Here is a 21,088-nt window from a genome sequence, read left to right as displayed (position 1 = left end):
CCTGGATTCTCCGTAATGTCTGTTACATCACCAGATTTTGTTGTATCGTTCATTTCAAGCACTTCCCTTCTTGTAACAGACAATACATCTGTTTATGGGAGCGGCACCAACGGCAACGGGCATTCGCGCCAATAAGGAACACCTTCAATGGAACAGTTGAAACTTCGCACCCTAGAGATTTCGGGAACCCCGCGAGAACGGGGTAGGCAATACGGACAAGGAGCTGCCGACCTAATCACGAAGGCCATTTCCTTCTACACGGAGGCCTTTGACCAACAACTCGGACGCAGTTGGGAGGGGATGCGTGAACGGGCGGCGGCTTGGGTGCCACTGTGCGCCGAGAAGGCTCCGGAGATCATGGAGGAGATCGCCGGGATTGCCGAGGGCGCCGGGGTCCAGATGCTTGACATCCTGTTGTTGAACCTGCGAGGGGAGGTCATCTACGACGCGGCGGCTCTGCCCGCCCCGGACGAAGATGAAGTTGAGGGTTGCACGAGCTTTGCGCTGCTGGATTCTGCCAGCGGAGACGGGCACGTCTACGCTGGACAAAACTGGGATTGGCGCCATGGCACTCGGGACACGGTGCTGATCCTGCGCGTTGTTCAGGACCCGCTGCCAACGCTGATCATGCAGGTGGAGGCCGGGCAGATCGGCCGGCACGGGGCCAATAGCGCGGGCATTGCGCTGAACGCCAATGGGTTGGGTGGCCGATTCGGCACTGCCTTGGGGCTACCGCAGACCTTCATCCGCCGTATGGTGCTGAATCAGAGCGAATTCGCCGACGCCCTGAACACGCTGGTGCGCACCAAGACTCACATCGCCTCCAACGCGTTACTCACTTTCGCGGACGGATTTGCCATTGACGTGGAAACCACCCCGGGGCGCAGTGGCTGGATGTATCCCACGAACGGGCTGCTCGTGCACGGAAACCACTACCAGGCATTCATCCCCGCCCAGCTGGCTGAGAGCTACCAGCCGGTCTCGGTGGACTCCCTCTTCCGGGTACCGCGCACAGAAGCGGGCTTGAGCCAGGTACGCATGGCCACGGACAGCCAGCAGGCACGCCAGCTGATTCATCAAGCCATGTCTGATCATCTGGGCTACCCGGAGTCGGTGTGCACCCACCCGGATGTGCGCCGTCCCGAAGTCCGCCAGTGGTCGACGCTGCTCTCCAGCTGCATCGACTTGACCACAGGCGAGTACTTCATTGCCCCGGGCAACCCCTGCACCAATGACTACCAAATTCTTCCCTGGAACGTCCTTGATGGCCCGGGCAGCCGCAACTCAATCGCAATGGGAACCACGAAGGAGAACGCATCATGAACAGTCCACTTCGCCGTAGCGCCGGACGCCGCACCATTCCGGCGCTGCTCGCCGCCCTTGCTCTCGGCCTCAGCGCCTGCTCCGGAGCCGGAGGCCCCACGGCGGTGCCCGAGGTCGAAGTGAGCTTCGGGCCCACCACCACACCTGCAACCGGGGACCTGGCCAAGGCAGTGTGGATGCTCTCGAAGGAACCGAGCACGCTGGATCCCGACGCCGACAGTGCCACCAGCGCCAGTACCGTGCTGGCCAATATCTGTGAGCGTCTCATGCAGCTCCAGCCGGACCTGAGTATTTCCGGCCATCTGGCGCAAAAGGCCGAATGGGTGGACAAAGCCACGGTCGTGTTCACGCTCCGCAAGGACGTGACGTTCCACGATGGAACCCCGATGACCGCCGATGACGTGCTTTATAGCATGAAACGCCACATGGCCGAGGGCGCCGAGGAATCGGACGAATACGCCAACGTGAAATCGCTGGAGAAGACCGGATCGCACGAGGTCACTGCCCACATGCTGGACGAAGACGCCATCTTCATCCAGGCGATGGCAGGCAACGGTGGCATCATCTACAACCGCAAGGCCCTCGAAGCTCAGGGCGAGGCTTTTGGCGGCCCGAGCGGCTCCGATGCCTGCAGCGGCCCCTATGAGCTTGGCAGCTGGAAGTCCGGCAGCGAGGTCGTTCTGAACCAGGCCGTCGAATACTGGAACCCGGCCAAGGCCGCGAAGACCGAAACCCTAACTTTCCGGTGGGCAGACGAAAATGCTGTGGTGAACGCGTTGATCAGCGGGGAAGCCCAAGGCGCCTACCTGGACTCGCCGGCCGCAGCCGTTCCGCTGCAGGGCAAGGACAATGTCGCCGTGTCCCAGGGGCCGGCCACCAACGTCTGGTCGCTGATTGCCACCGAACGCGGGATCCTGAAGGATGCGAACATCCGCAAGGCGCTGTCCCTGGTGCTCGACCGGCAAGGCATCGCCACCGCCGCATTCGGATCACTGGCCGAACCCTGGAAGACCCCCGTGGGCCCGGGCTCCTGGGGTTATGAACGCGAGACGTTCGAAACCGCCTACGACGCGCTTGAGGGCGCGCCCGCCAAACCGAGCGAGGCAGACATTGCCGCGGCCAAGCAGCTCGTTGCATCCTCCGCATTCCCCAACGGCGAGTTGGTCATTGCCAGCGACGGCAGCTCGGTTCGCAACGTGGTGTCCAACGCCCTGGTCGCGGCCGCCCAAAGCATCGGCCTGAGCGCAAAGATCATCACCGTCCCGCCACAGCAATACGGCGACTTCTATTCGGACGAGACCCTGCGCACCAGTGCCGACTTCTTCTCCGATGAGTACTACATCTCCAAGAACGACCCGGTGGGCTTCTACAAGAACGGCGAGAGCACCGCCCGGGTGAACTATGTCGGATTCTCCGATCCGGCCTACGACGCACTGGTGGCCAAGGCCAAGGCAACCACCGACGACGCGGCGCGCGCCAAGCTCTCCATCGAGCTGGAAGCGCGCTGGACCGAAGCCATGGTCTGGGTTCCGGTGGTTCAGACCCCCGCGACGGTGGCGCTGAATGCCGAAGTCACCGGCGCCCCCTCGTCGGCCGCCTTCATCTACTACCCGTGGGCCGCCGACCTTGGCGCGGCGGCGGGAAAGTAGCCTCACATGAAACGCATTATTGGCCGGCTGGCAGGTATGCTGGTGACCCTGCTGGCCGGGTCGTTCATCATCTTCATGGCCATGCACGCGGCCCCGGGGGATCCGGTCACCTTCCTGATCGGCAACCCCGAGGGCATCACCCCGGAACGAATCGCGGCCGTGCGCGCCCAGTACAACCTCGACCAGCCGGTGCTTGTCCAGTACTGGCTGTGGCTCACCCACGCGTTCACCGGCGACTTCGGGACCTCGTTCCACTACCTGCAGCCGGTGTCGGACTTGATGGCCACCCGGTTGCCCAACACGCTGTGGCTGGTTGGCTATGCCTCGGTGCTGTTCATCATCCTGGGCATCGGGCTTGGCATCGTTTCGGCGATCCGCCGTGGCTCGCGGGTCGACTCGGCGATCACCGGCTCGACGACGCTTGCAGCATCGATCCCCTCCTTCGTGACCGGCTTGCTGCTGGTCTACTTGTTGTCCGTCACCTTGGGCTGGTTCCCGGTCACCGGGGCCGGGGACGGAATCGCCGGACGGCTGCACCACTTGTTCCTTCCCGCGGTCTCCCTGTCCATCGGGGCGCTGGCCATCGTCAGCCGGGTGACCCGGCAGTCGATGATCGAACAGTTGGACGCAGACCACGTCGAGGCGGCCCGCAGCTTCGGGCTGGCGGAACGCAAGCTGGTGGTGCGGCATGTACTGCGCAACGCCTGGGGTCCGGTGATCACCATGGTCGCCCTGGTGGTGGCGAGCATGCTCGCCGGCACCGTGGTGATCGAGGGGGTCTTCGGGATCAGCGGCGTCGGCGCGCTGCTGGTCGACGCCATAAACACCCATGACTTTGCCGTCGTGCAGGCGGTGCTGCTCTACATGATCGTCGCCTACATGCTGGTGACCACGCTGGTGGACATCGTCCACCCACTATTGGATCCACGGATCCGTGCCAGAACGGGGAAACCATGAGCACCTCAACGACCCTGATCAATGCGCCGCGGAAACGCACCAAGGGGTATGGCGCGGCCTTCAACACCTGCCTGGGATTTCTGGTCCTGGTGATCCTGGGAGCGGTCCTCGCGCCCTGGATCGCACCGTATGCCCCGGACGAGATCGACTTCTCGGCCATTTGGACCTCGCCCGGGGCCGGGCACCTGTTCGGCACCGACCAATTGGGCCGGGACATCTTCTCCCGAGTGCTCTTCGGGGCGCGCGAAAGCCTGATCGGACCGCTGCTGCTGCTCGCCCTGGCCACGGTGCTCGGGGTGTTGATCGGCACGCTCGCGGCCTGGCACGGCGGATGGGTCGATACGCTGCTGGCCCGCATCACCGACGTGATGTTTGCCTTCCCCGGGCTGCTCTTCGTGGTGCTGGTCATCGCCGTCTTTGGCAAGGGGCCGGCCACCGCGATCCTGGCCCTGGCGCTTGCCTACGCGCCGGTGATCGCGAAGTTCACTCGCAGTATTGCGCTGGCCGAACTTTCCCGCCCCTACATCGACGCCTACAGGATCCAAGGCGTGAGCGCGCCGATGATCTGCCTGCGCTACCTGATCCCCAACATGTCCCCGGCCTTACTGGGCTACCTGGTGGTGCTCTTCGGAGAGGGCCTAATGAGCCTCGCCACGCTGAGCTTCCTCGGCTTCGGTGCCCAACCGCCAAGCTCCGAATGGGGGCTCATGGTCCAGGAGGGCCAGGCCGGGATTATCCAGGGCCATCTCTGGCCAACGCTCGCCCCGGGCTTGGTCATTGCCGCCGTCGTCGTCGCGGTGAACATCGTCGGCGTCCGACTCTCGGACCAGCTCAACGTCAAGAAGCCATAAGGAAGACAATGCTCCTGGAGATCAAGAACCTGCAACTGGATTTCGCCACGCCCGGAGGCAGCACTCGCGTGCTGCACGGGGTGGATCTGCACGTGGAACGCGGCGAGGTGGTTGGCCTGGTAGGGGAGTCCGGCTCCGGCAAGTCGACCACCGTCAGGGCGGCCCTTCGGCTGTACCCCCAGTCGGCCTCATGTACCGGCACCGTCAACGTCAATGGCGAGAACGTGCTTACCTGCGGGGAGGATGCACTCCACTCGGTGCGTTCCCGGGAGGTGGCCATGATTCACCAGGATCCGCGGGGCAGCTTGAACCCGGTGCGGCGCATCGGTGACTCGCTGACCGAACGCCTGGTCCACGTGCTGGGCGTGGACAAGTTCGCCGCACGCGCCAAGGGCATGGAGCTGCTGCGCGCCGTGGGGCTGACCCAGCCGGAGAAACGCATGCGCCAATACCCGCATGAGTTCTCCGGCGGCATGCTCCAGCGTGTGGTGATAGCTGCGGCGCTCAGCAGCGAACCTCAGTTGATCCTGGCCGACGAGGCTACCAGTGCCTTGGACGTCACCACTCAGGCTGAGGTGCTATCGGTGCTGCGCGAGGCCCAACGCTCACGAGGTTTGGGCATGCTCTTCATTACCCACGACCTGCACCTGGCCGCCGCCTATTGTGACCGGGTCTATGTCATGTTCAAGGGTCGCATCGTCGAGGAGCTGGAAGGCAATAACCTATTTGCCGCCGCGCGTGAGGAATACACCAGGGAATTGTTGTCGGCAGTTCCGAGCTTGAAGGGACAAAGACTGTGAGTATCGTCGTTCGGGAGCTTTGTAAGAGCTTCGACATGGGCAAGGGGCGCCCCGCCGTGGTGGCTGCGAACAAGGTCTCTTTCGACTTGGCGCCGGGGGAATCCCTGGGACTGGTGGGTGAATCCGGGTCCGGCAAGACCACGGTGGCACGTATGCTCGTGGGCTTGGAGACTCCGGATTCCGGTAGCGTTGAAATTGCTGGCCGCGACCGCGCACTCAATCGGCGGGGTGCCGCGGGGCGAAAGGAACGGGCCGCAGAAATTCAGATGGTGTTCCAAGATCCGTATGGATCCCTGGACCGCAGGCTGTCGGTGAGCCAGTGTTTGGGCCAGGCGCTGAAGTTGCAATCGCCCCTGCGCGGCGACGAGCTGCAGCGGGCAATCACAGAGCTCATGAACTCTGTGCGTCTTGAACCGCGACTTCTGTCTTCCTTCCCGCATCAACTCAGTGGCGGCCAACGCCAACGTCTGGCCATTGCCCGCGCGTTGGCCAGCAGCCCGAAGCTGTTGGTCCTCGACGAGGCCGTGTCGGCACTGGACGTGTCGGTGCAGGCACAGATTCTTCAGGTGCTCAACGAGATCCGCGCGGAGCGCGGCATCGCGTTGCTCTTTGTTAGCCATGATCTAGCAGTCATCCAGGAGGTCAGTGACAAGGTGATGGTCATGTATCGAGGGGATCCCATCGAGCAGGGGATAGTGTCAGACGTGTTGCAGAATCCGCAGCACGACTACACCAAGCTGCTGATTTCTTCGGTCCCCGGTCTCGGGTGGGACCCAGACGAGGTCATGGCACGTCGTCGGGAATTCGATCTGCTCCAGTCAGTACGCTGACATAGCAGATTCGAATTATTGGTTCGACAGTGTCAAGGCTCCATGTTGAGATTGGTCGGCCGGCAGTCACTACGATCCTCTTTTTTGGGCTATTAAAATTAACTGGGCACGTTGTTCTGGACGCAGCGTGTAGTCGATTTGAAAACGTCATTTGGCCGATGCTAAGGTATTACTCGTTGTATTCCTCCATAGCTCAATTGGCAGAGCATTCGACTGTTAATCGAAGGGTTACTGGTTCAAGTCCAGTTGGAGGAGCTTTCTTAAGGCCCCAACCGCATGACGCGGTTGGGGCCTTATTCATTAAAGCTTCACCCATTGGACTTCGGGATATCTGCGCGATCTTCAGGGGAAACCCTGATAGCGTCGCGAGTTGGGCTCTGGCTAGGATATTTATTAGGTAATCGCGTGTTCGCTCCGGTGCGTTTTGAGACGCGGCGGACGGCTAGAGGTTCGGGTAGTCAGCATGGACTATATAAAACTGATCCTTGAGAGCGAATCGGATTTCTGGTCGGTGAGGTATTGACGGGCCTCGGACACGATTAGTCGGCAGGTAACTGATGAACAGGATGTGAACTACGGGGCATGCATATTGATGCGGTCGCTTCCTATAAGCTCAAGTGGATAGACGATAGACTTTCAAATCGTTAACAGTTACACCCGTGGCATGAGATTTAGCTGTGGGGTTTACGCCTGAAGACTGATACGTAGGCGGTAACCGGAGTGCTAGCGTGGAAACACCGGTTGCCGAGCGATCGAGAATATGGAGAAACCATGTCTGAAGCTGATTCGATGCAAGCAGATGAAAGCCTGAAGTCGAGCGTCAAGAGTGCCAAGGCGCAAGTCGATGGACTCAAGGAGCTTGTCCCGCAGCAGCTCTCGGACGAGATCAAGCTAGGAACCACCTTGCTCAAGAGCAAGGGCATCAGTTTGGGTGTGGCCGCCGGACTTGCGGCGGGCGCACTTGTAGTAGTTTCGCTGTTTGTAGTTGCAGTGGTTGTCACCTTGGTGAACGTGTTGGCTATCTGGTTCCAGGGCTGGGCAGCTGCACTGATCGTCGCAGGTTTCTTCCTGCTGGTGGCAGCAATTCTTGCCCTTGTTATTTATCTCAAGGTTAAGAAAGCCTTGCCGCTGACTCCAGAAGCAGCGATTCGCGGCCTGCGCCACGATATCGGTGTGATCAAGGACGGCAGCAACTTCGACGTCAGCACCTTGGATGAGCCAATGCGCAAGAAGGACGAATCCGAAGAGTCCGCAAAGGACAAGAAGAAGGAACCTAAACCTCCGGCTCCTAGCGCGGATGAATTGGTACTTCGCACAAAGCGTCGCCGCCGCCAGATACAGGCGTTGCGCGACAACTTGGGTCAGAGCGTTCTAGGACCCAAAGCCAAAATCGACAAAGCACGCCAGTTTGCCGAAAACGCCGGAGACTCGGTGACTAACGCTGCTGCCAAGGCACGTAGTTTCGTCACCCCGTCGGTGAACAATGGTGAGAACAGCGAAGCTGATCGTGCAGGACAAGAACGGGTGGAGAAGGCTAAGCCTTTTGCGATCATTGCAGCGTCGGCCGGGGCTCTCGTTGCGATCATTCGTAAGCTGGTCAAGCGCTCCTAGGTTCTTGAACCGATGAGGTGGCGCGGCGATATCACGCAACCGCGCAGCATGGCCTCTCGGAATACAAGGAACTAGTGGGAAAGGCACTGACATGGTTTGGATCGCTATTGCAGCGGCACTATGCGGTGCCTTTTGCCTTGCCTTCGGCGCGCACTTCCAATCGAGCGCCGTAAAGTCTGCCGCCGGTGGTTTGGATGTCACCCTCGGCAATATTGGCAAGCTGATGGGCAATGGCCGGTGGATGAGTGGTTTGCTGCTGCTCGGGCTTGGCATGGTGCTCAATGTCTTCGCATTGGCCAGCGCCCCGCTGACCGTCGTACAGCCAATTGGCGCCATCGCGCTGGTGGTGACCACGGTGGTCAATGCGCGCGAACACAAGCTCACGATGAATCTTCCGACGGTACTCGCGATCGCCGCTTGTATGGTTGGCTCGGCCACGTTCGTACTGATGGCAATCAACGTTACCGGTGATCAGCATCAGGTCAGCAACTCCGAGGAGTTGCTGATCGAGGTGATTCTGGCGTGTGTTATCGCAATGATCGGAATCACTGCACTGTTTTTCCACCGGAAACTCGGGGCTATCTTCTACATCGTAGGGGCCGGTGTGCTCTTTGGCTTCGTAGCGGTGCTGGTACGTACCGTCGCAATCGATGTGCTGCACTTGGGCAGCCAATTCTGGTCATCGGTGCCATGGCTTGCTCTAGCAGCTGTGGTGGTGGCGGGGCTGCTTGGTTCATATTTTGTGCAAAACGCCTATTCAAAGGGACCGCCGGACTTGGTTATCGCAGGACTGACGGTAATTGACCCGATTGTCGGCATCGCCATAGGCATTACGATCCTGGGTGAGCTTCGTCCGGATGTGCCTGCCATGCTGGCTGTGGCCATGGCGCTGGCCGGGGTGCTTGCGATCGTTGGCGTGGTGGCGCTGTCTCGTCATCATCCGGTGGTTCTGGATCGCAAAGCCAAGGCGCGGCATTTAAAAACCCTGTCTAGCCATGACACATAGAAATAGCTAAGTACTTCTCACAAGACAATATGTTGATCGAACAAGGACAATACGTGGCCGAGGAAAAACCGCTGACGATCGTCATCGCCGCCGATACCTACCTGCCGGATATCAATGGCGCGGCCATGTTCTGTTATCGCTTGGCCACCGCCATGAAAGAGCGTGGGCATCGCGTGCACGTCTTGGCGGTACGCGGGGAGAACGGCAAGACCTTCACCGAAGTTCGTCCGGAGGCGATTGTGCATCGCCTGCAATCCCACGCCGTACCAACCCACGAGTACTTCCGGATCGTTTTTCCTTGGGAAGTTAACTCACAGATCAATAAGCTCCTGGCTGATATCAACCCGGATGTGGTGCACGCGCAGAGCCACTATATGATCGGCCAGCAGACGATTGCCTACGCACGGAAGCACGGTGTGCGCTCGGTCGCAACAAATCACTTCATGCCCGAGAACCTCGACCCGTTCTTGCCATTCCCGAAGTGGTTCAAGAAAATTGTCGCGCGTAACTCCTGGCGCGATATGGGAAAGATCTTCGGCAAGGCCGACGCGGTTACCACGCCCACCCCTCTGGCGGCCAAAGCCATGAAAGACTATGCACGACTGACCAAGGTTTTGCCGCTGTCCAATGGCATTGAAGCCGGAAATTATGAGTTGGCTGAGGGCGAAGAGATAGTTCGCAACGAAGCGCCGACGATTCTTTTTGTTGGCCGTTTAGCTGTTGAGAAGAACGTCAATGAACTGATCGAGGCGTTGGCCATCATGAAGCAGGTTCCCGACGCAGTCCTCGAAGTAGTCGGAGGCGGTGAACAGCGCGCACCCCTGGAGCGTATTGCCCACGAGCAGGGATTGAGCGATCGAGTTCGGTTCCTAGGCCACGTCACTACCGAGGAGCTTCGCCTTGCGTACCTGCGCTGCGACGTATTCTGTCAGCCGGGCACCGCCGAATTGCAGTCTCTGGTGACGTTGGAGGCGCTCTCCGCATCGAAGCCTGTGGTGCTCGCCAATGCGATGGCACTGCCGCATCTTGTCGATGTGGGGGTGAACGGCTACATGTTTGAACCCGGGAACCGCGAAGACCTGGCGCAGAAGCTTGATACGGTGCTGAGCATGGACCAGCAGGCCCGCGAACGACTGGGCGAAGCTGGCCATCGCAAGGTCATGAATCATGCGCAGGAGAAGACCATGAATTCCTTCGAAGCGCTATACCGCGGTCAAAGCGTCAACCAGCATTAGAGCGTGAGGACACCACCGCGACCTCGAATCGAGATTTTGGCTGGTCATGCCCTAGAATATTTCGAGTGTGGTTACCGCTGTGGCGGTAATTCTCATAGTGGGGCGTTAGCTCAGTTGGTTAGAGCAGGGAACTCATAATTCCTTGGTCGCCGGTTCAAGTCCGGCACGCCCTACGGTAAAAGCCACCGAGCGACTTGTGGAAACAAGTCACTCGGTGGCTTTCCTTTTTGCTATGTCGGCCATGAGCCGAGCGAATCCGCAAGTTCAGTCGTTCAGCGGCAATAGGATTGACGGGCGCAAGTCCTCGATCAAGAGCGCTGGATCAATATATTCTCCGTCCAGTCGCACGCCCCAGTGAATGCATCGGCCGGTGCAGTGCGCCCCCACCGCCACGAACCCGAGTTTGGCGCCGGGCTCAACCCAGCTGCCCACCTGCAGCTCACTGGTTACCGGTTCCAGGCTCGTCTTAAAGCCGTAGCCGTGGTCAATAACCAGCACGGGACGGTCCACGACCACCCCGGTGAAGGTGATGCGTCCACGATTCGGGGCAATCACTTGGGCGCCTTCTGCTGCGGCAAGATCCACGCCACGATGACCGGCCGACCATTTTTCGGCCGGCTTATCAAAGGCATTCAGGACCTTCGGCTCACCGGTCAACGGCCAACGCCACACGGCCGCAGCGGTTGGTTGCGCGAGGGAATCCACTGGCTGTGCGTGGGCTCCCGGAGGAATCAATGACAGCACTAGCAGTGCTTGGGTCAGCAGCAGGAGGTGTTTCGAATTCATCTATTCAGCATGCGCGGCCGAATCTGGCTAGACCTCGGATCGATGGCCGTTTGTGGGTAACTTCCGGGATGAGTTTATAGGCGCTAGATCACCAAGGATCTCTGTCAGCCGGACGGGGTCGGTGTAGTACACTTGGAACTGCAGTTTCTTGTCATAGGTGTGTCCAAAATTGGTGCACCAGTCAAGAGATTGACTTCGCGTGCGAGGTTCCACGACCTTTACAGGAAGTGGGCGCAAGTTCCAGTGGTCCGAGAGAATCGGTGGACTTGCGCGGACTGTCAAGCAGTCCGGGCCGCGCACTAGGGCAGATAACCAAAACGGGGATCTGCGTACAACCCAAACAACTAAGAGCAGTTACCGCGGACGCGCATGCGTCCGGTCCGCCACTGCTGAGAGGAGTTGCGACATGCCAGTCGTAACCATGCGAGAGCTGCTTAACAGCGGCGTCCACTTCGGCCACCAGACCCGTCGCTGGAACCCAAAGATGAAGCGCTTCATTCTGACCGAGCGCAACGGCATCTACATCATTGACCTGCAGCAGTCGCTGTCGTTCATTGACCGTGCCTACGAGTTCGTCAAGCAGACCGTCGCCCACGGTGGCACCGTTCTGTTCGTCGGTACCAAGAAGCAGGCTCAGGAATCCATCGCCGAGCAGGCTAACCGCGTTGGCCAGCCATACGTGAACCAGCGCTGGCTCGGCGGTATGCTGACCAACTTCCAGACCGTCTCCAAGCGCGTTCAGCGCATGAAGGAACTGGAAGAGATCAACTTCGAGGACGTTGCCGGTTCGGGCCACACCAAGAAGGAACTTCTGCTGCTCAAGCGCGAGCTGACCAAGCTGCAGAACAACCTCGGTGGTATCCGTAACCTGACCCGTACCCCTTCCGCTATCTGGATCGTTGACACCAAGAAGGAACACTTGGCTATCGACGAAGCTCAGAAGCTGGGTATCCCAGTTGTGGCCATCTTGGACACCAACTGCGATCCGGACGAAGTTACGTTCCCAATCCCAGGTAACGACGACGCCATCCGCTCCGTCAACCTGCTCACCCGCGTTGTCGCAGACGCTGTTGCTGAAGGCCTCATCGCCAAGAACAACAAGGCTGCCGGCAAGACCGAGGGCGCTGCAGAGCCAATGGCCGAGTGGGAGCGCGAGCTGCTCGAAGGCGAGAAGGCAAAGGCCGAGGCTCCTGCCGAAGCTGCAACCGAAGCACCAGCTGAAGCAGCAACCGAGGCACCAGCTGAAGCTGCTGCTGAAGAGGCTCCAGAAGCCAAGTAGTCATCTGACTATCTCTTAGAGTTTGCTTTCACGCGCTACCATGCGTGGAAGGATGCTCAATAAAGTCTCGTGGGACGGGTTGGTTATCCGACCCGTCCCACGAGCGACATAAACTTGAAACCTCCTAGTGAACGGGGATGCACGTGGCAAACTACACCGCTGCTGATATCAAGGCTCTGCGCGAACGCACTGGCGCTGGCATGATGGACGTGAAGAAGGCTCTCGACGAGGCTAACGGCGACGCCGAGAAGGCCATCGAGATCATCCGCGTCAAGGGTCTGAAGGGCGCTACCAAGCGCGAAGGCCGCTCGACCGCAGAAGGCCTCGTAGCCGCCAAGGTCGATGGCACCGTTGGTGTCATGATCGAGATCAACTGCGAGACCGACTTCGTCGCCAAGAACGAGAAGTTCATCGAGCTGGCAAACAAGGTTCTGGATGCCGCTGTGGCCTCCGGTGCCGCAGACGCCGAAGCACTGCAGGCTTACGAGCTGGACGGCAAGCCACTTTCGGAGATCGTCATCGAAGAGGGCGCAATCCTCGGCGAGAAGATCGTTGTCCGCCGTGTTGCCCGCGTTGAGGGTGCAAGCGTTGCAGCGTACCTGCACAAGACCAGCAAGGACCTGCCTGCACAGGTTGGCGTCCTGATGGCCGTTGATGCGGATTCCGAAGCCGCCGCAACCGTCGCCCACGACGTTGCAGTGCACACCGCCGCATTGGCTCCTACCTACCTGTCCCGCGATGAAGTTCCTGCGGACAAGGTTGCAGACGAGCGTCGCATCGCCGACGAAACCGCACGCGCCGAGGGCAAGCCAGAGGCCGCCCTCACCAAGATCGTTGAAGGCCGCTTGACCGGTTTCTTCAAGGAAATCGTGCTGGTTGACCAGGCTTTCGCCAAGGACGCAAAGAAGTCCGTAGCCAAGGTCTTCGAAGAAGCTGGCACGAAGCCAGTTGCCTTCGCCCGTTTCCGTGTTGGTGCCTAAGGGTTCAGCCACACAGTAAGCGAATGCCGCTTCTAGCGAGCGGCTAAACAAGTCAAGGGAGGTGAGCCACCGAGCAACTCGGTGACTCGCCTCCCTTTTCTTGAGCCCGGATGACAAGATAGTTTGAGATCCGGATACAGATTTCTCAACCCCAGGAGACAGACCCCATGCCTACCAGCCCAGAAACCAAACGCCGCCGCGTCTTATTGAAGCTTTCCGGAGAGGTCTTCGGCGGAGGCAACGTCGGCGTTGACCCAATCACCGTGCGTGGTGTCGCCGAACAGATCGCTGCGACCGTCGGCGAGGTCGAGGTGGCAATCGTCGTCGGCGGCGGCAACTTCTTCCGTGGCGCCGAACTTTCGGCCGCGGGCATGGACCGCTCCCGTGCGGACTACATGGGCATGCTCGGCACCGTGATGAACTGCTTGGCGCTGCAGGATTTCCTGGAACAGTGCGGCGTGGAAACCCGCGTGCAGTCGGCCATCGCCATGGCGCAGGTTGCGGAGAACTACATCCCGCGCCGCGCCATCCGCCACATGGAAAAAGATCGCGTGGTCATCTTCGGCGCCGGCGCCGGCCTGCCGTACTTCTCCACCGACACCGTGGCCGCCCAGCGTGCCCTGGAGGTGGACGCGGACGAAGTCTTGATGGCCAAGAGCGGCGTTGACGGCGTGTACACCGCGGACCCGAAAAAGGACCCAAGCGCGAAGAAGCTCGAGACCCTGACCTACTCGGAGGCGCTGCAGCGCGATATCCGGGTTATGGACCAGACCGCGATGACCATGTGCCAGGACAACAACGTGAACATGCTGGTCTTCGGCATGGAAGGCGAAGGAAATGTGGCAAGCGCCATCCGCGGCGAGCGGATCGGCACCACCGTCACCCCATAAGGGTGTTCGTGGCATAGGATTGATTTAGATCTATTTGTTCGGTTGCTTCACCTGCGTGTTATCGCGGTTGAGGCAGCAGAGCGCAGGCAAAGTACTGAGGAGTACCGGTGATTGACGAAACGTTGGCGGATGCCGCCGAAAAGATGGACCGCACCATTGAAGCCGCCAAGGAGGACTTCGCGACGATCCGTACCGGTCGCGCCCACCCTGGCATGTATTCCAAGGTCATGGTGGACTACTACGGTTCCCCAACCCCACTGATGCAGCTAGCCTCCTTCGCTGTTCCAGAAGCACGCACCATCACCATCAGCCCCTTCGATGTTTCGGCCATGCGCGCCATCGAAAAGGCCTTGGGCGACCCAGAGGTCGGTGCCAACCCATCGAGCGACGGCAAGATGATCCGCGTGGTGCTTCCGGTGCTCACCGAGGAACGCCGCAAGGAATACGTCAAGCTTGCCCGCACCAAGGGCGAGGACGCGAAGGTTGCCCTGCGTAACCACCGTCGCAAGGCCAAGGACAGCATCGACAAGTTCGTCAAGGATGGCGAAATTGGCGAGGACGAAGGCAGCCGTGCCGAAAAAGAACTCGACTCGCTGACCAAGGCGCACGTTGATTCGGTCGATGAGATCCTGAAGAAAAAAGAAACTGAGCTGCTGGACGTCTAATGCCAGGCTCGACAGACAACACTGAGGGCAACGCTTCGGCGGTGCCCTCAGTGGCATCCGGCGAAGACCAGCCCATGACTCGGCGTGAGGCCCGCGCTAAACGCGAAGCCGCCGAACGCGGAAACTCACGCGCCTCGAAACTCAAGCGAGCGCTCTCCGGGGCGCAAGCCGAGCCTGCGAAGCCAGCCGGGGCTAAGGCCGCCGACAAGGCGAAACCGGCTACGGCCCAGCCGGCAGCCGAGACCGCTTCGCCGTCCCCAAAAACTTCTGCACCGACCGCGCAGTCGGCCGCCGCTCAGACCGCGCCCCAACGTGCACCCGAAACCGCCAAGCCAGCCGCTCAACCTGCAGCAGGCAAAACCGCAAAGCCCGGAGCGGCTAAACCGGACGCCGAAGCTCCCGCAAAGCCCGAACCTGTTTCGGTGGCTCGCCCGGATAGCGTCAAAGCCCCCGAAGCTACCATCGGTTCCTCCCCGCAGCCGGCCCAGGCCGAAGGCTCGTCGAAACCAGCCGAAGCTGCCGGCGCTGACCAAGCTCCGCAAGCTCCCAAACCGGTAGTCGATGTGGCCAAGGCGAAAGCTAAAGCGCAGGCAAAGGCGCAACTAGTTGCCCCTGCGCCGGCGTCGAAGACCTCGGACGGGCAGCCAGCGGCGGGAAAGCCAGCGGAAGCAACGCAGCCAAAACCTCCGCAAGCGAACAGCGAGGACCTGGCCGAAACCGGCAAAGCCGAACCCGAAGAAGCGGAGATCCCCGCAGAATTGCTGATCGGGGGACCACCGAAGAAATCCCGGGCGGGGCGAAACCTTCCGGCGGCCATCGGCGTGGGCCTTTTGATGCTCGGCTTGGCGATGCTGGGACTGTTCTGGATGCCAACCCTGCTGGTGGTTCTGATCGTGGTGCTCGCCGGGGTAGGTTCCTGGGAGGTGGCCCGCGCGACAACCCATGCGAAAACCGAGGTGCAGCAATTCCCGCTGTATTTGGCGGCCATATTGCTTCCGGTCAGCGCTACCCTCGGTGGCCTCGACGCGTTGGGTTTCGCCTATCTGGGTAGCTTGATCTTGGCATTGCTCTTCCGAATCCTCGAGGGGCTCAAAGGTGCGGCAGCCTCGGTGATGAGCAGCGTCTTCATCATCAGCTGGGTTCCCTTGCTGCTCAGCTTCGCTCTCTTGGTGATGCGTGGCGAGAACGGCAACCTGCTGATTACAACGATTCTGCTGTTGGTGGTCAGCAACGACACCTTTGGCTACGCCGTGGGCGTGCTATTCGGAAAGCATCCGATGGCCCCGAAGATTTCGCCCAAGAAATCATGGGAAGGCTTTGCCGGGTCCATGGTCGGGTCCATGGCCATCGGCGCGCTGGCAGCCAACTACTGGCTGGATATGCCTTGGTGGTCCGGAGTGATTCTCGCCTGCTTCACCACGGTCGCAGCGACCACCGGTGACTTCGCTGAATCCATGGTCAAGCGTGAATTGGGCATCAAGGACATGAGCAACCTGCTTCCGGGGCACGGCGGCATTATGGATAGACTTGATTCGCTGTTGTTCGCCATCCCGTTGGCCTATCTCATCTCGCACCTCTTGGCCTGGAGCGTCGCGGTTTTCTAAACGCGTGAGGCGCAGAACCGGTGACGGATCTGCGCCGGACGGTGTGCCCATGGCAGCAAAAGATTTCACAACACATAAGATTGAAGGGTGCCGCATCATGGCGGTACGCCTAATGACTTTTCGTCTAGAACTAAGGAATAGTCGTGTCGCAGCAACAAGATGCTCCGTTCTCCCGGGTCCCGGACAAGGAATTCGGCTACAACGTAAAGCAGGTTGATGCTTTTCTCAGCCGGGCGCGTGCCACCTTTAACGGCGGCGGAAACGATGATGCCGTGGTGACCAGCCACCTGATCCGCCGCACTACCTTCGCACCGCAAAAGGGCGGCTACCAGGCCCGCGAAGTGGACGGCGCACTGGATCGGCTGGAAGACGTATTCGCCAAGCGCGAGCGTGATGACCTCATTGCCCATCAGGGCGAAGAGGTCTGGTTGCAGCAGGTCGGACGCCTGGCAGCGATCCTCCGCGGGCGTTTGCACCGTGCCAAGGGTGAGCGTTTCCGCCGACCTTCACGCTCCAACGCCTCAAGCTACAACATAGAAGACGTCGACCGGCTCTGCGATCAACTGATCGACTACTTCGAACGCGATGTGCCGATGGCCGTCGACTCGGTACGCCGCGTGGAGTTCCGCTCAGCGGTAGGCACCGAAGGCTATGAAGAGTCCCAGGTGGACGCCTTCCTCGACCGCGTGGTCGAGCTGATGGCTTCGATCGACTAGGAATTTTGAGACGCGCCAACCGCGGCTCTGGCAGACCAGCAGGCCTGTCAGAGCCGCGGTTAGTGCTTTAAAGCGTCCTGGGCTGCATCTCTTCGATTCGTGGTCGAATCAGCGGAGCCGGTCAGCGCCCGTGTCACCAGCTGGCTTGTAGCTGCGCTCGGGCACATGCAGCAGCTCCATCACGCGGTCTGCATTGGCTGGGACCCTGCGCCTGGTGGACTTGGAGACCAGGATCATCACCACGAAGGCCAGCGGAACGCTCCACGCCGCCGGCTGGCGAAGCATCAGCACCCACAGCGAATCGCTGCTTTCCGGCAGCATATTCGATCCGAGCAACGCCAAGCCGCAGCAGGCCGCGCCGACGGACATGCCAGCAATGGCCCCGCGGGCGGTGAGCGAACGCCACCAGATGCCCAGCAGGAGCAGGGGGCAAATGGTCGAGGCGGTAAATGCGAAGACATTGCCGATCGCGCCAGCCAACGCCAAGGAATTCGTGAGCAAGGCAATCAGCACCGGCAGCGCGGTGGCGAGCACCGTAGAGATCCGGAATCCGCGCACGGTGCCCTGGAAGAACTCTTGCGACAGCGCTCCGGCCAAGGAGACGGCCAGCCCGGAGGTGGTGGACAGGAACGCCGCGAAGGCTCCTCCCACCACGATCGCGGTGAGCAGATCGGCGAGGAACCCATCGAAGATGCGTTGCGGCAGCAGCAGGATCGTCGCGTCGGCGTTATTGGCACCCAGATCCTGGGTATAGAGAATCCCCAGCACCCCCAGGGTGGTGGGGAGCAGGTAGAACACCGAGAGCAGGCAGAGCACAATGGCCGTCGTGGTGCGTGCGGCTTGCCCCGAGGGGTTCGTGTAAAAACGCACCAGCACGTGGGGCAGGCCCAAGGTGCCAAAGAGCAAGGCCAGGATGATCGAAATCGTCTCATAGAGGCTCATCCCGCCGATGGACTGCAACTGCCCGGCGATCGCTGCCGCCCGCTCGGGCACCGAGTATTCCGGCATGACCTGGAAGAGCACGAATAAGGTCGGGATCACCAGGGCCGCAAGCTTGAACCAGTATTGGAAGGCCTGCACGAAGGTGACCGAACGCATCCCGCCGGAGACCACTGTCAGGCACACCACCGCGGCGACGATGACCGGTCCGACCCAGCCGGGCAGCCCGGTGGCGATGGATAGGGTCAGCGACGCGCCATGCATCTGCGGGACGATATACAGCCAGCAGATGATCACCACCAGATAGGTGGTGATCTTGCGCAGGAGCACGGAGTCTTCGAAGCGGATCTGGGCGAAGTCCGGGATGGTGTAGGCCTGGGAACGGCGCAGCGGAGCGGCCACAAAGAGCAGCAGCATCAGGTACCCGGCGGTGTAGCCGATGGGGAACCAGAGCCCGGACTGGCCGCTGAGCACAATCAACCCGGCCACTCCGAGGAAGGAGGCCGCCGAAAGGTATTCTCCGCCGATGGCCGAGGCATTCCACCAGGGTTTTACGGTGCGCGAGGCCACGTAGAAATCGCTGGTCGTGCGGGAGAGCCGCAGCCCGTAGAAAGCGATGAGCATGGTGGCCACGCAGACCATCAGCAGCGCCAGGATCGAAAGCACGCCGGTCATCGAGAGATGCTCCGGTAGCGTCGCTCGTTGCGCGCCGCGGCCCGATTGAACAACAGCCCGGCAACGATGATCATCGGGTAGATTCCCACGCCCAAGATCCACCAGGGCAGGGGAATGTGGAAGAGCGTCACCTGGGCGACCACCGGCCAGAAGGCCAAGATCGCCGAGATGCCCACCAGCATGATGAGCAGCCCCGCAGCGACCGCCACCGCCAAGCGAAGCTGGGAACGGATCAGCTGGCGCACGTAGAAGGTCTCGGCGCTCTGCTCGGGGCGGGCGGCGGCGATATTCAGGCTTGCGTTCTGCGGTGCCTGCACGCGCACGCGTTGCGGGCGCTGTTCGGCAAATCGGTCTTGCTCCGGGCTCACAATGGGCGGATCCGGTTCGCGGCCAATCGTTCACGCAGGTCGGGCAGGGCGCGCCGGGAGATCGGCAGCTCGGCGCCGTGGACCACTACCGCCGCCTTGCCCGTTTGCAGCCGCACCGTCTCGATCTTGTCCATGCAGACCAGATAGGAGCGGTGGATCCGCACATAGCCGGATCCGGCCCACTGCTGTTCGAGGTCATTGAGCGGCACGCGAATCAGGTAGCTGGCATCGCGGGTGTGCAGCCGAGCGTAATCGCCTTGGGCTTGGACATAGCCGATATCTTCGCGGGCAATGAGCTTGGTGATGCCGCCTTGGTCAACGGTGATCATTTCGGGTTTGGCCGGTTCGTCATCGACCAGTTCGCAGATGCGGCGCACCGATTCGGCCAGGCGCTGCGGGCGGATGGGTTTGAGCACGTAGTCGATTGCCGCCAGCTCGAAAGCCTGGAGTGCCTGGTCCTCGTCGGCGGTGACAAACACGATCAGCGGCGGGTGGGTGAAGCGGGAGATGACTCGGGCGATATCCAATCCGGACAGCGCCGGCATGTGGATGTCCAGGAACAGGGCATCGACATCGTTTTCTTCCAGTGCCTTCAGCGCCGCGGCGCCGGAGGTGGCACGGTGGATTTTTCCGATACGCGAATCCTGTCCGAGCAGGAAGGAGATTTCTTCAACCGCTGGAAGTTCATCATCGGCAACGACCACATTAATCATGGCTAAAACTCTACCGTCAGTTAGGCCAATACGTCTGTCTCTAGCCCTTGTGGGGGACGGAACTTGGGGATTCTCAGGGTAATCAGCGTCCCGGCACCCGGAGCGGTGTCGATGAGCAGCCCATTGGCGTTGCCGTAGAGCTGGCGCAGCCGCACATCGACATTGCGCAATCCGACGTGCATGTTCACGGTGGTTCCGGCCAATACCGAGGCCAGCTGTTCCGGGTCCATGCCGGCCCCGTCGTCTTCCACGGCGATCACCGCGTGCAAACCGTCCTCGGTGGCGGTAATCGAAATCCTTCCGCCGTCCGGGCGGGCTTCCAGCCCGTGGTGCACGGCGTTCTCCACCAGTGGCTGGAGGCACAGAAACGGGATCTGGGTGGGCAGTACTTCGGGGGCGATCTGCAGCGACACCTTAATGCGATCCCCGAAGCGGGCCTTTTCCAGGAGGAGATAGCGGTCAATGGCTTCGAGCTCTTCGGCCAAGGTGGTGAACTCACCGCGACGGCGGAAGGAGTACCGGGTGAAGTCCGCGAACTCGATGACCAGTTCGCGGGCACGCGCCGGATCGGTGTTGATGAAGGAGGCGATCGCGTTCAGCGAGTTGTAGATGAAATGCGGGGAGATCTGCGCGCGCAGCGCACGCATCTGCGCCTCGAGCAGCTGCGCCTTGGACTCGTCGAGCTCGGCGGTGGTGACCTGTGCGGAGACGAAGACCGCGACCTCGCTGACGGCTCGCACGAAGCTCGCCCCGGCGCGTTCGGCCAGGGCGGTGACGGTGCCCACCGCCTGCCCGCCCACCATGATCGGGGCCGCCACCAGATCCAGCCCGGAGGTGCGGTGGACTTGTGTTTTCTGGCTGCCGATCACCGAGGAGCTGACGGACTGGGCGTGTGCTTCGAGATCGGCGGTGAACTCGATGGCCGCGTCGGTGGCGAGGATCGCCCTGGTGTCGCTGATCAGGAAGGCGGAGCAGCCCAGCAGCTTGCGCAGCGCCTTGGCGCTTTTGGCCGCACCCTCTTCGGTGAGCCCGCGTCCGAGGTGGGGGACCGCAATGGACATATGGTGCAGGGCCTGGAAGGTGGCTTCCTCCGCGTAGGTCCCCAGTTCGTTGGTGGAACGGGAGATCTTGAATCCCAGGTAGCCAACGATGGCGATGCCCACGACCACGATGGTGACGATGAGGGTGATCTGCAGCGCTGGTGACATATT

At 60.9% G+C, this 21,088-nt stretch carries 20 protein-coding genes and 2 tRNA genes; 17 read left to right on the top strand and 5 right to left on the bottom strand.

Going from position 1 to position 21,088, the window contains the following annotated elements:
* Positions 1 to 147: 147 nt before the first annotated feature.
* The 11 genes from CQ015_RS03260 (at position 148) to CQ015_RS03210 (ending at position 10,435) form a co-directional block, all read left to right on the top strand.
* Positions 148 to 1,323 (top strand): C45 family peptidase, encoded by a 1,176-nt coding sequence (locus CQ015_RS03260; protein WP_105569924.1) that lies wholly within the window; start codon positions 148 to 150, stop codon positions 1,321 to 1,323.
* Positions 1,320 to 2,972 (top strand): ABC transporter substrate-binding protein, encoded by a 1,653-nt coding sequence (locus CQ015_RS03255; protein WP_096287380.1) that lies wholly within the window; start codon positions 1,320 to 1,322, stop codon positions 2,970 to 2,972. Before CQ015_RS03260 ends, CQ015_RS03255 begins: the two co-directional genes overlap by 4 nt.
* Positions 2,973 to 2,978: 6 nt before the next feature.
* Positions 2,979 to 3,929, top strand: coding sequence for an ABC transporter permease (locus tag CQ015_RS03250; RefSeq protein WP_105569925.1), 951 nt, complete (start codon positions 2,979 to 2,981; stop codon positions 3,927 to 3,929).
* Positions 3,926 to 4,780 (top strand): ABC transporter permease, encoded by an 855-nt coding sequence (locus tag CQ015_RS03245; protein ID WP_096287376.1) that lies wholly within the window; start codon positions 3,926 to 3,928, stop codon positions 4,778 to 4,780. The genes CQ015_RS03250 and CQ015_RS03245 overlap by 4 nt, the downstream gene beginning before the upstream one ends.
* A gap of 8 nt (positions 4,781 to 4,788) precedes the next feature.
* Complete coding sequence (locus tag CQ015_RS03240) at positions 4,789 to 5,580, top strand: ABC transporter ATP-binding protein (protein ID WP_105649314.1); 792 nt, start codon at positions 4,789 to 4,791, stop codon at positions 5,578 to 5,580.
* Entirely contained in the window at positions 5,577 to 6,410 is an 834-nt protein-coding gene (locus tag CQ015_RS03235) for an ABC transporter ATP-binding protein (RefSeq protein ID WP_255248476.1), read from the top strand. Before CQ015_RS03240 ends, CQ015_RS03235 begins: the two co-directional genes overlap by 4 nt.
* A gap of 182 nt (positions 6,411 to 6,592) precedes the next feature.
* Positions 6,593 to 6,665 (top strand) — tRNA-Asn (locus tag CQ015_RS03230).
* Positions 6,666 to 7,181: 516 nt separating this feature from the next.
* Entirely contained in the window at positions 7,182 to 8,021 is an 840-nt protein-coding gene (locus CQ015_RS03225) for a phage holin family protein (RefSeq protein ID WP_096287370.1), read from the top strand.
* A gap of 91 nt (positions 8,022 to 8,112) precedes the next feature.
* Entirely contained in the window at positions 8,113 to 9,027 is a 915-nt protein-coding gene (locus CQ015_RS03220; RefSeq protein WP_105553727.1) for a DMT family transporter, read from the top strand.
* Positions 9,028 to 9,080: 53 nt separating this feature from the next.
* The gene (locus CQ015_RS03215) at positions 9,081 to 10,262 is read left to right on the top strand and encodes a glycosyltransferase (protein WP_374954993.1); all 1,182 of its coding nucleotides are present in this window, start codon (positions 9,081 to 9,083) and stop codon (positions 10,260 to 10,262) included.
* 99 nt (positions 10,263 to 10,361) lie between these two features.
* Positions 10,362 to 10,435: transfer RNA gene (locus CQ015_RS03210), tRNA-Ile, on the top strand.
* 91 nt (positions 10,436 to 10,526) lie between these two features.
* On the opposite strand, the gene CQ015_RS03205 is transcribed toward CQ015_RS03210, so the two are convergent.
* Positions 10,527 to 11,048, bottom strand: coding sequence for a M23 family metallopeptidase (locus CQ015_RS03205; RefSeq protein WP_105569929.1), 522 nt, complete (start codon positions 11,046 to 11,048; stop codon positions 10,527 to 10,529).
* A 406-nt stretch (positions 11,049 to 11,454) separates the two neighbouring features.
* Here CQ015_RS03205 and rpsB point away from each other — a divergent pair, with 406 nt between their 5' ends.
* The 6 genes from rpsB to CQ015_RS03175 all read left to right on the top strand — a co-directional run bounded on the left by rpsB (position 11,455) and on the right by CQ015_RS03175 (position 17,182).
* On the top strand, positions 11,455 to 12,327 hold the full coding sequence (gene rpsB, locus CQ015_RS03200) for a 30S ribosomal protein S2 (RefSeq protein WP_105553724.1): 873 nt from the start codon (positions 11,455 to 11,457) through the stop codon (positions 12,325 to 12,327).
* Positions 12,328 to 12,470: 143 nt separating this feature from the next.
* Positions 12,471 to 13,307 carry a translation elongation factor Ts gene (gene tsf / locus CQ015_RS03195; protein WP_105553925.1) on the top strand — a complete coding sequence of 279 codons (837 nt, stop codon included), beginning with the start codon at positions 12,471 to 12,473 and terminating at the stop codon, positions 13,305 to 13,307.
* Positions 13,308 to 13,474: 167 nt separating this feature from the next.
* Positions 13,475 to 14,197 carry a UMP kinase gene (gene pyrH / locus CQ015_RS03190; protein ID WP_096287360.1) on the top strand — a complete coding sequence of 241 codons (723 nt, stop codon included), beginning with the start codon at positions 13,475 to 13,477 and terminating at the stop codon, positions 14,195 to 14,197.
* A 107-nt stretch (positions 14,198 to 14,304) separates the two neighbouring features.
* On the top strand, positions 14,305 to 14,862 hold the full coding sequence (gene frr / locus CQ015_RS03185) for a ribosome recycling factor (protein ID WP_096287358.1): 558 nt from the start codon (positions 14,305 to 14,307) through the stop codon (positions 14,860 to 14,862).
* Positions 14,862 to 16,466, top strand: a complete 1,605-nt coding sequence (locus CQ015_RS19245; RefSeq protein WP_258137661.1) for a phosphatidate cytidylyltransferase — start codon at positions 14,862 to 14,864, stop codon at positions 16,464 to 16,466. The genes frr and CQ015_RS19245 overlap by 1 nt, the downstream gene beginning before the upstream one ends.
* Positions 16,467 to 16,609: 143 nt before the next feature.
* Complete coding sequence (locus tag CQ015_RS03175; protein ID WP_374954794.1) at positions 16,610 to 17,182, top strand: DivIVA domain-containing protein; 573 nt, start codon at positions 16,610 to 16,612, stop codon at positions 17,180 to 17,182.
* 108 nt (positions 17,183 to 17,290) lie between these two features.
* On the opposite strand, the gene CQ015_RS03170 is transcribed toward CQ015_RS03175, so the two are convergent.
* The 4 genes from CQ015_RS03170 to CQ015_RS03155 are packed head-to-tail and all read right to left on the bottom strand — an operon-like array spanning position 17,291 to position 21,085.
* Complete coding sequence (locus CQ015_RS03170) at positions 17,291 to 18,796, bottom strand: cation acetate symporter (RefSeq protein ID WP_105649313.1); 1,506 nt, start codon at positions 18,794 to 18,796, stop codon at positions 17,291 to 17,293.
* Positions 18,793 to 19,164 (bottom strand): hypothetical protein, encoded by a 372-nt coding sequence (locus CQ015_RS03165; protein ID WP_255248474.1) that lies wholly within the window; start codon positions 19,162 to 19,164, stop codon positions 18,793 to 18,795. Before CQ015_RS03165 ends, CQ015_RS03170 begins: the two co-directional genes overlap by 4 nt.
* Complete coding sequence (locus tag CQ015_RS03160) at positions 19,161 to 19,877, bottom strand: LytTR family DNA-binding domain-containing protein (protein WP_105649312.1); 717 nt, start codon at positions 19,875 to 19,877, stop codon at positions 19,161 to 19,163. Before CQ015_RS03160 ends, CQ015_RS03165 begins: the two co-directional genes overlap by 4 nt.
* A gap of 20 nt (positions 19,878 to 19,897) precedes the next feature.
* Positions 19,898 to 21,085 (bottom strand): sensor histidine kinase, encoded by a 1,188-nt coding sequence (locus CQ015_RS03155; protein ID WP_105553721.1) that lies wholly within the window; start codon positions 21,083 to 21,085, stop codon positions 19,898 to 19,900.
* Positions 21,086 to 21,088 lie beyond the last annotated feature (3 nt).

Source organism: Arthrobacter sp. MYb221 (genome assembly GCF_002979835.1).
Classification (GTDB): Bacteria; Actinomycetota; Actinomycetes; order Actinomycetales; family Micrococcaceae; genus Glutamicibacter.
This window is presented reverse-complemented; position numbering and strand designations above follow the sequence as displayed.

Excerpts from the sequence above, each read along its gene's own strand:
- pyrH (WP_096287360.1), top strand. The coding sequence starts at position 13,475 with ATGCCTACCAGCCCAGAAACCAAACGCCGCCGCGTCTTATTGAAGCTT.
- CQ015_RS03260 (WP_105569924.1), top strand. The coding sequence starts at position 148 with ATGGAACAGTTGAAACTTCGCACCCTAGAGATTTCGGGAACCCCGCGA.
- CQ015_RS03155 (WP_105553721.1), bottom strand. The coding sequence starts at position 21,085 with ATGTCACCAGCGCTGCAGATCACCCTCATCGTCACCATCGTGGTCGTG.
- CQ015_RS03170 (WP_105649313.1), bottom strand. The coding sequence starts at position 18,796 with ATGACCGGCGTGCTTTCGATCCTGGCGCTGCTGATGGTCTGCGTGGCC.
- CQ015_RS03240 (WP_105649314.1), top strand. The coding sequence starts at position 4,789 with ATGCTCCTGGAGATCAAGAACCTGCAACTGGATTTCGCCACGCCCGGA.
- rpsB (WP_105553724.1), top strand. The coding sequence starts at position 11,455 with ATGCCAGTCGTAACCATGCGAGAGCTGCTTAACAGCGGCGTCCACTTC.
- CQ015_RS03255 (WP_096287380.1), top strand. The coding sequence starts at position 1,320 with ATGAACAGTCCACTTCGCCGTAGCGCCGGACGCCGCACCATTCCGGCG.
- CQ015_RS03160 (WP_105649312.1), bottom strand. The coding sequence starts at position 19,877 with ATGATTAATGTGGTCGTTGCCGATGATGAACTTCCAGCGGTTGAAGAA.
- CQ015_RS03220 (WP_105553727.1), top strand. The coding sequence starts at position 8,113 with ATGGTTTGGATCGCTATTGCAGCGGCACTATGCGGTGCCTTTTGCCTT.
- CQ015_RS03250 (WP_105569925.1), top strand. The coding sequence starts at position 2,979 with ATGAAACGCATTATTGGCCGGCTGGCAGGTATGCTGGTGACCCTGCTG.
- CQ015_RS19245 (WP_258137661.1), top strand. The coding sequence starts at position 14,862 with ATGCCAGGCTCGACAGACAACACTGAGGGCAACGCTTCGGCGGTGCCC.
- CQ015_RS03205 (WP_105569929.1), bottom strand. The coding sequence starts at position 11,048 with ATGAATTCGAAACACCTCCTGCTGCTGACCCAAGCACTGCTAGTGCTG.
- CQ015_RS03245 (WP_096287376.1), top strand. The coding sequence starts at position 3,926 with ATGAGCACCTCAACGACCCTGATCAATGCGCCGCGGAAACGCACCAAG.
- CQ015_RS03225 (WP_096287370.1), top strand. The coding sequence starts at position 7,182 with ATGTCTGAAGCTGATTCGATGCAAGCAGATGAAAGCCTGAAGTCGAGC.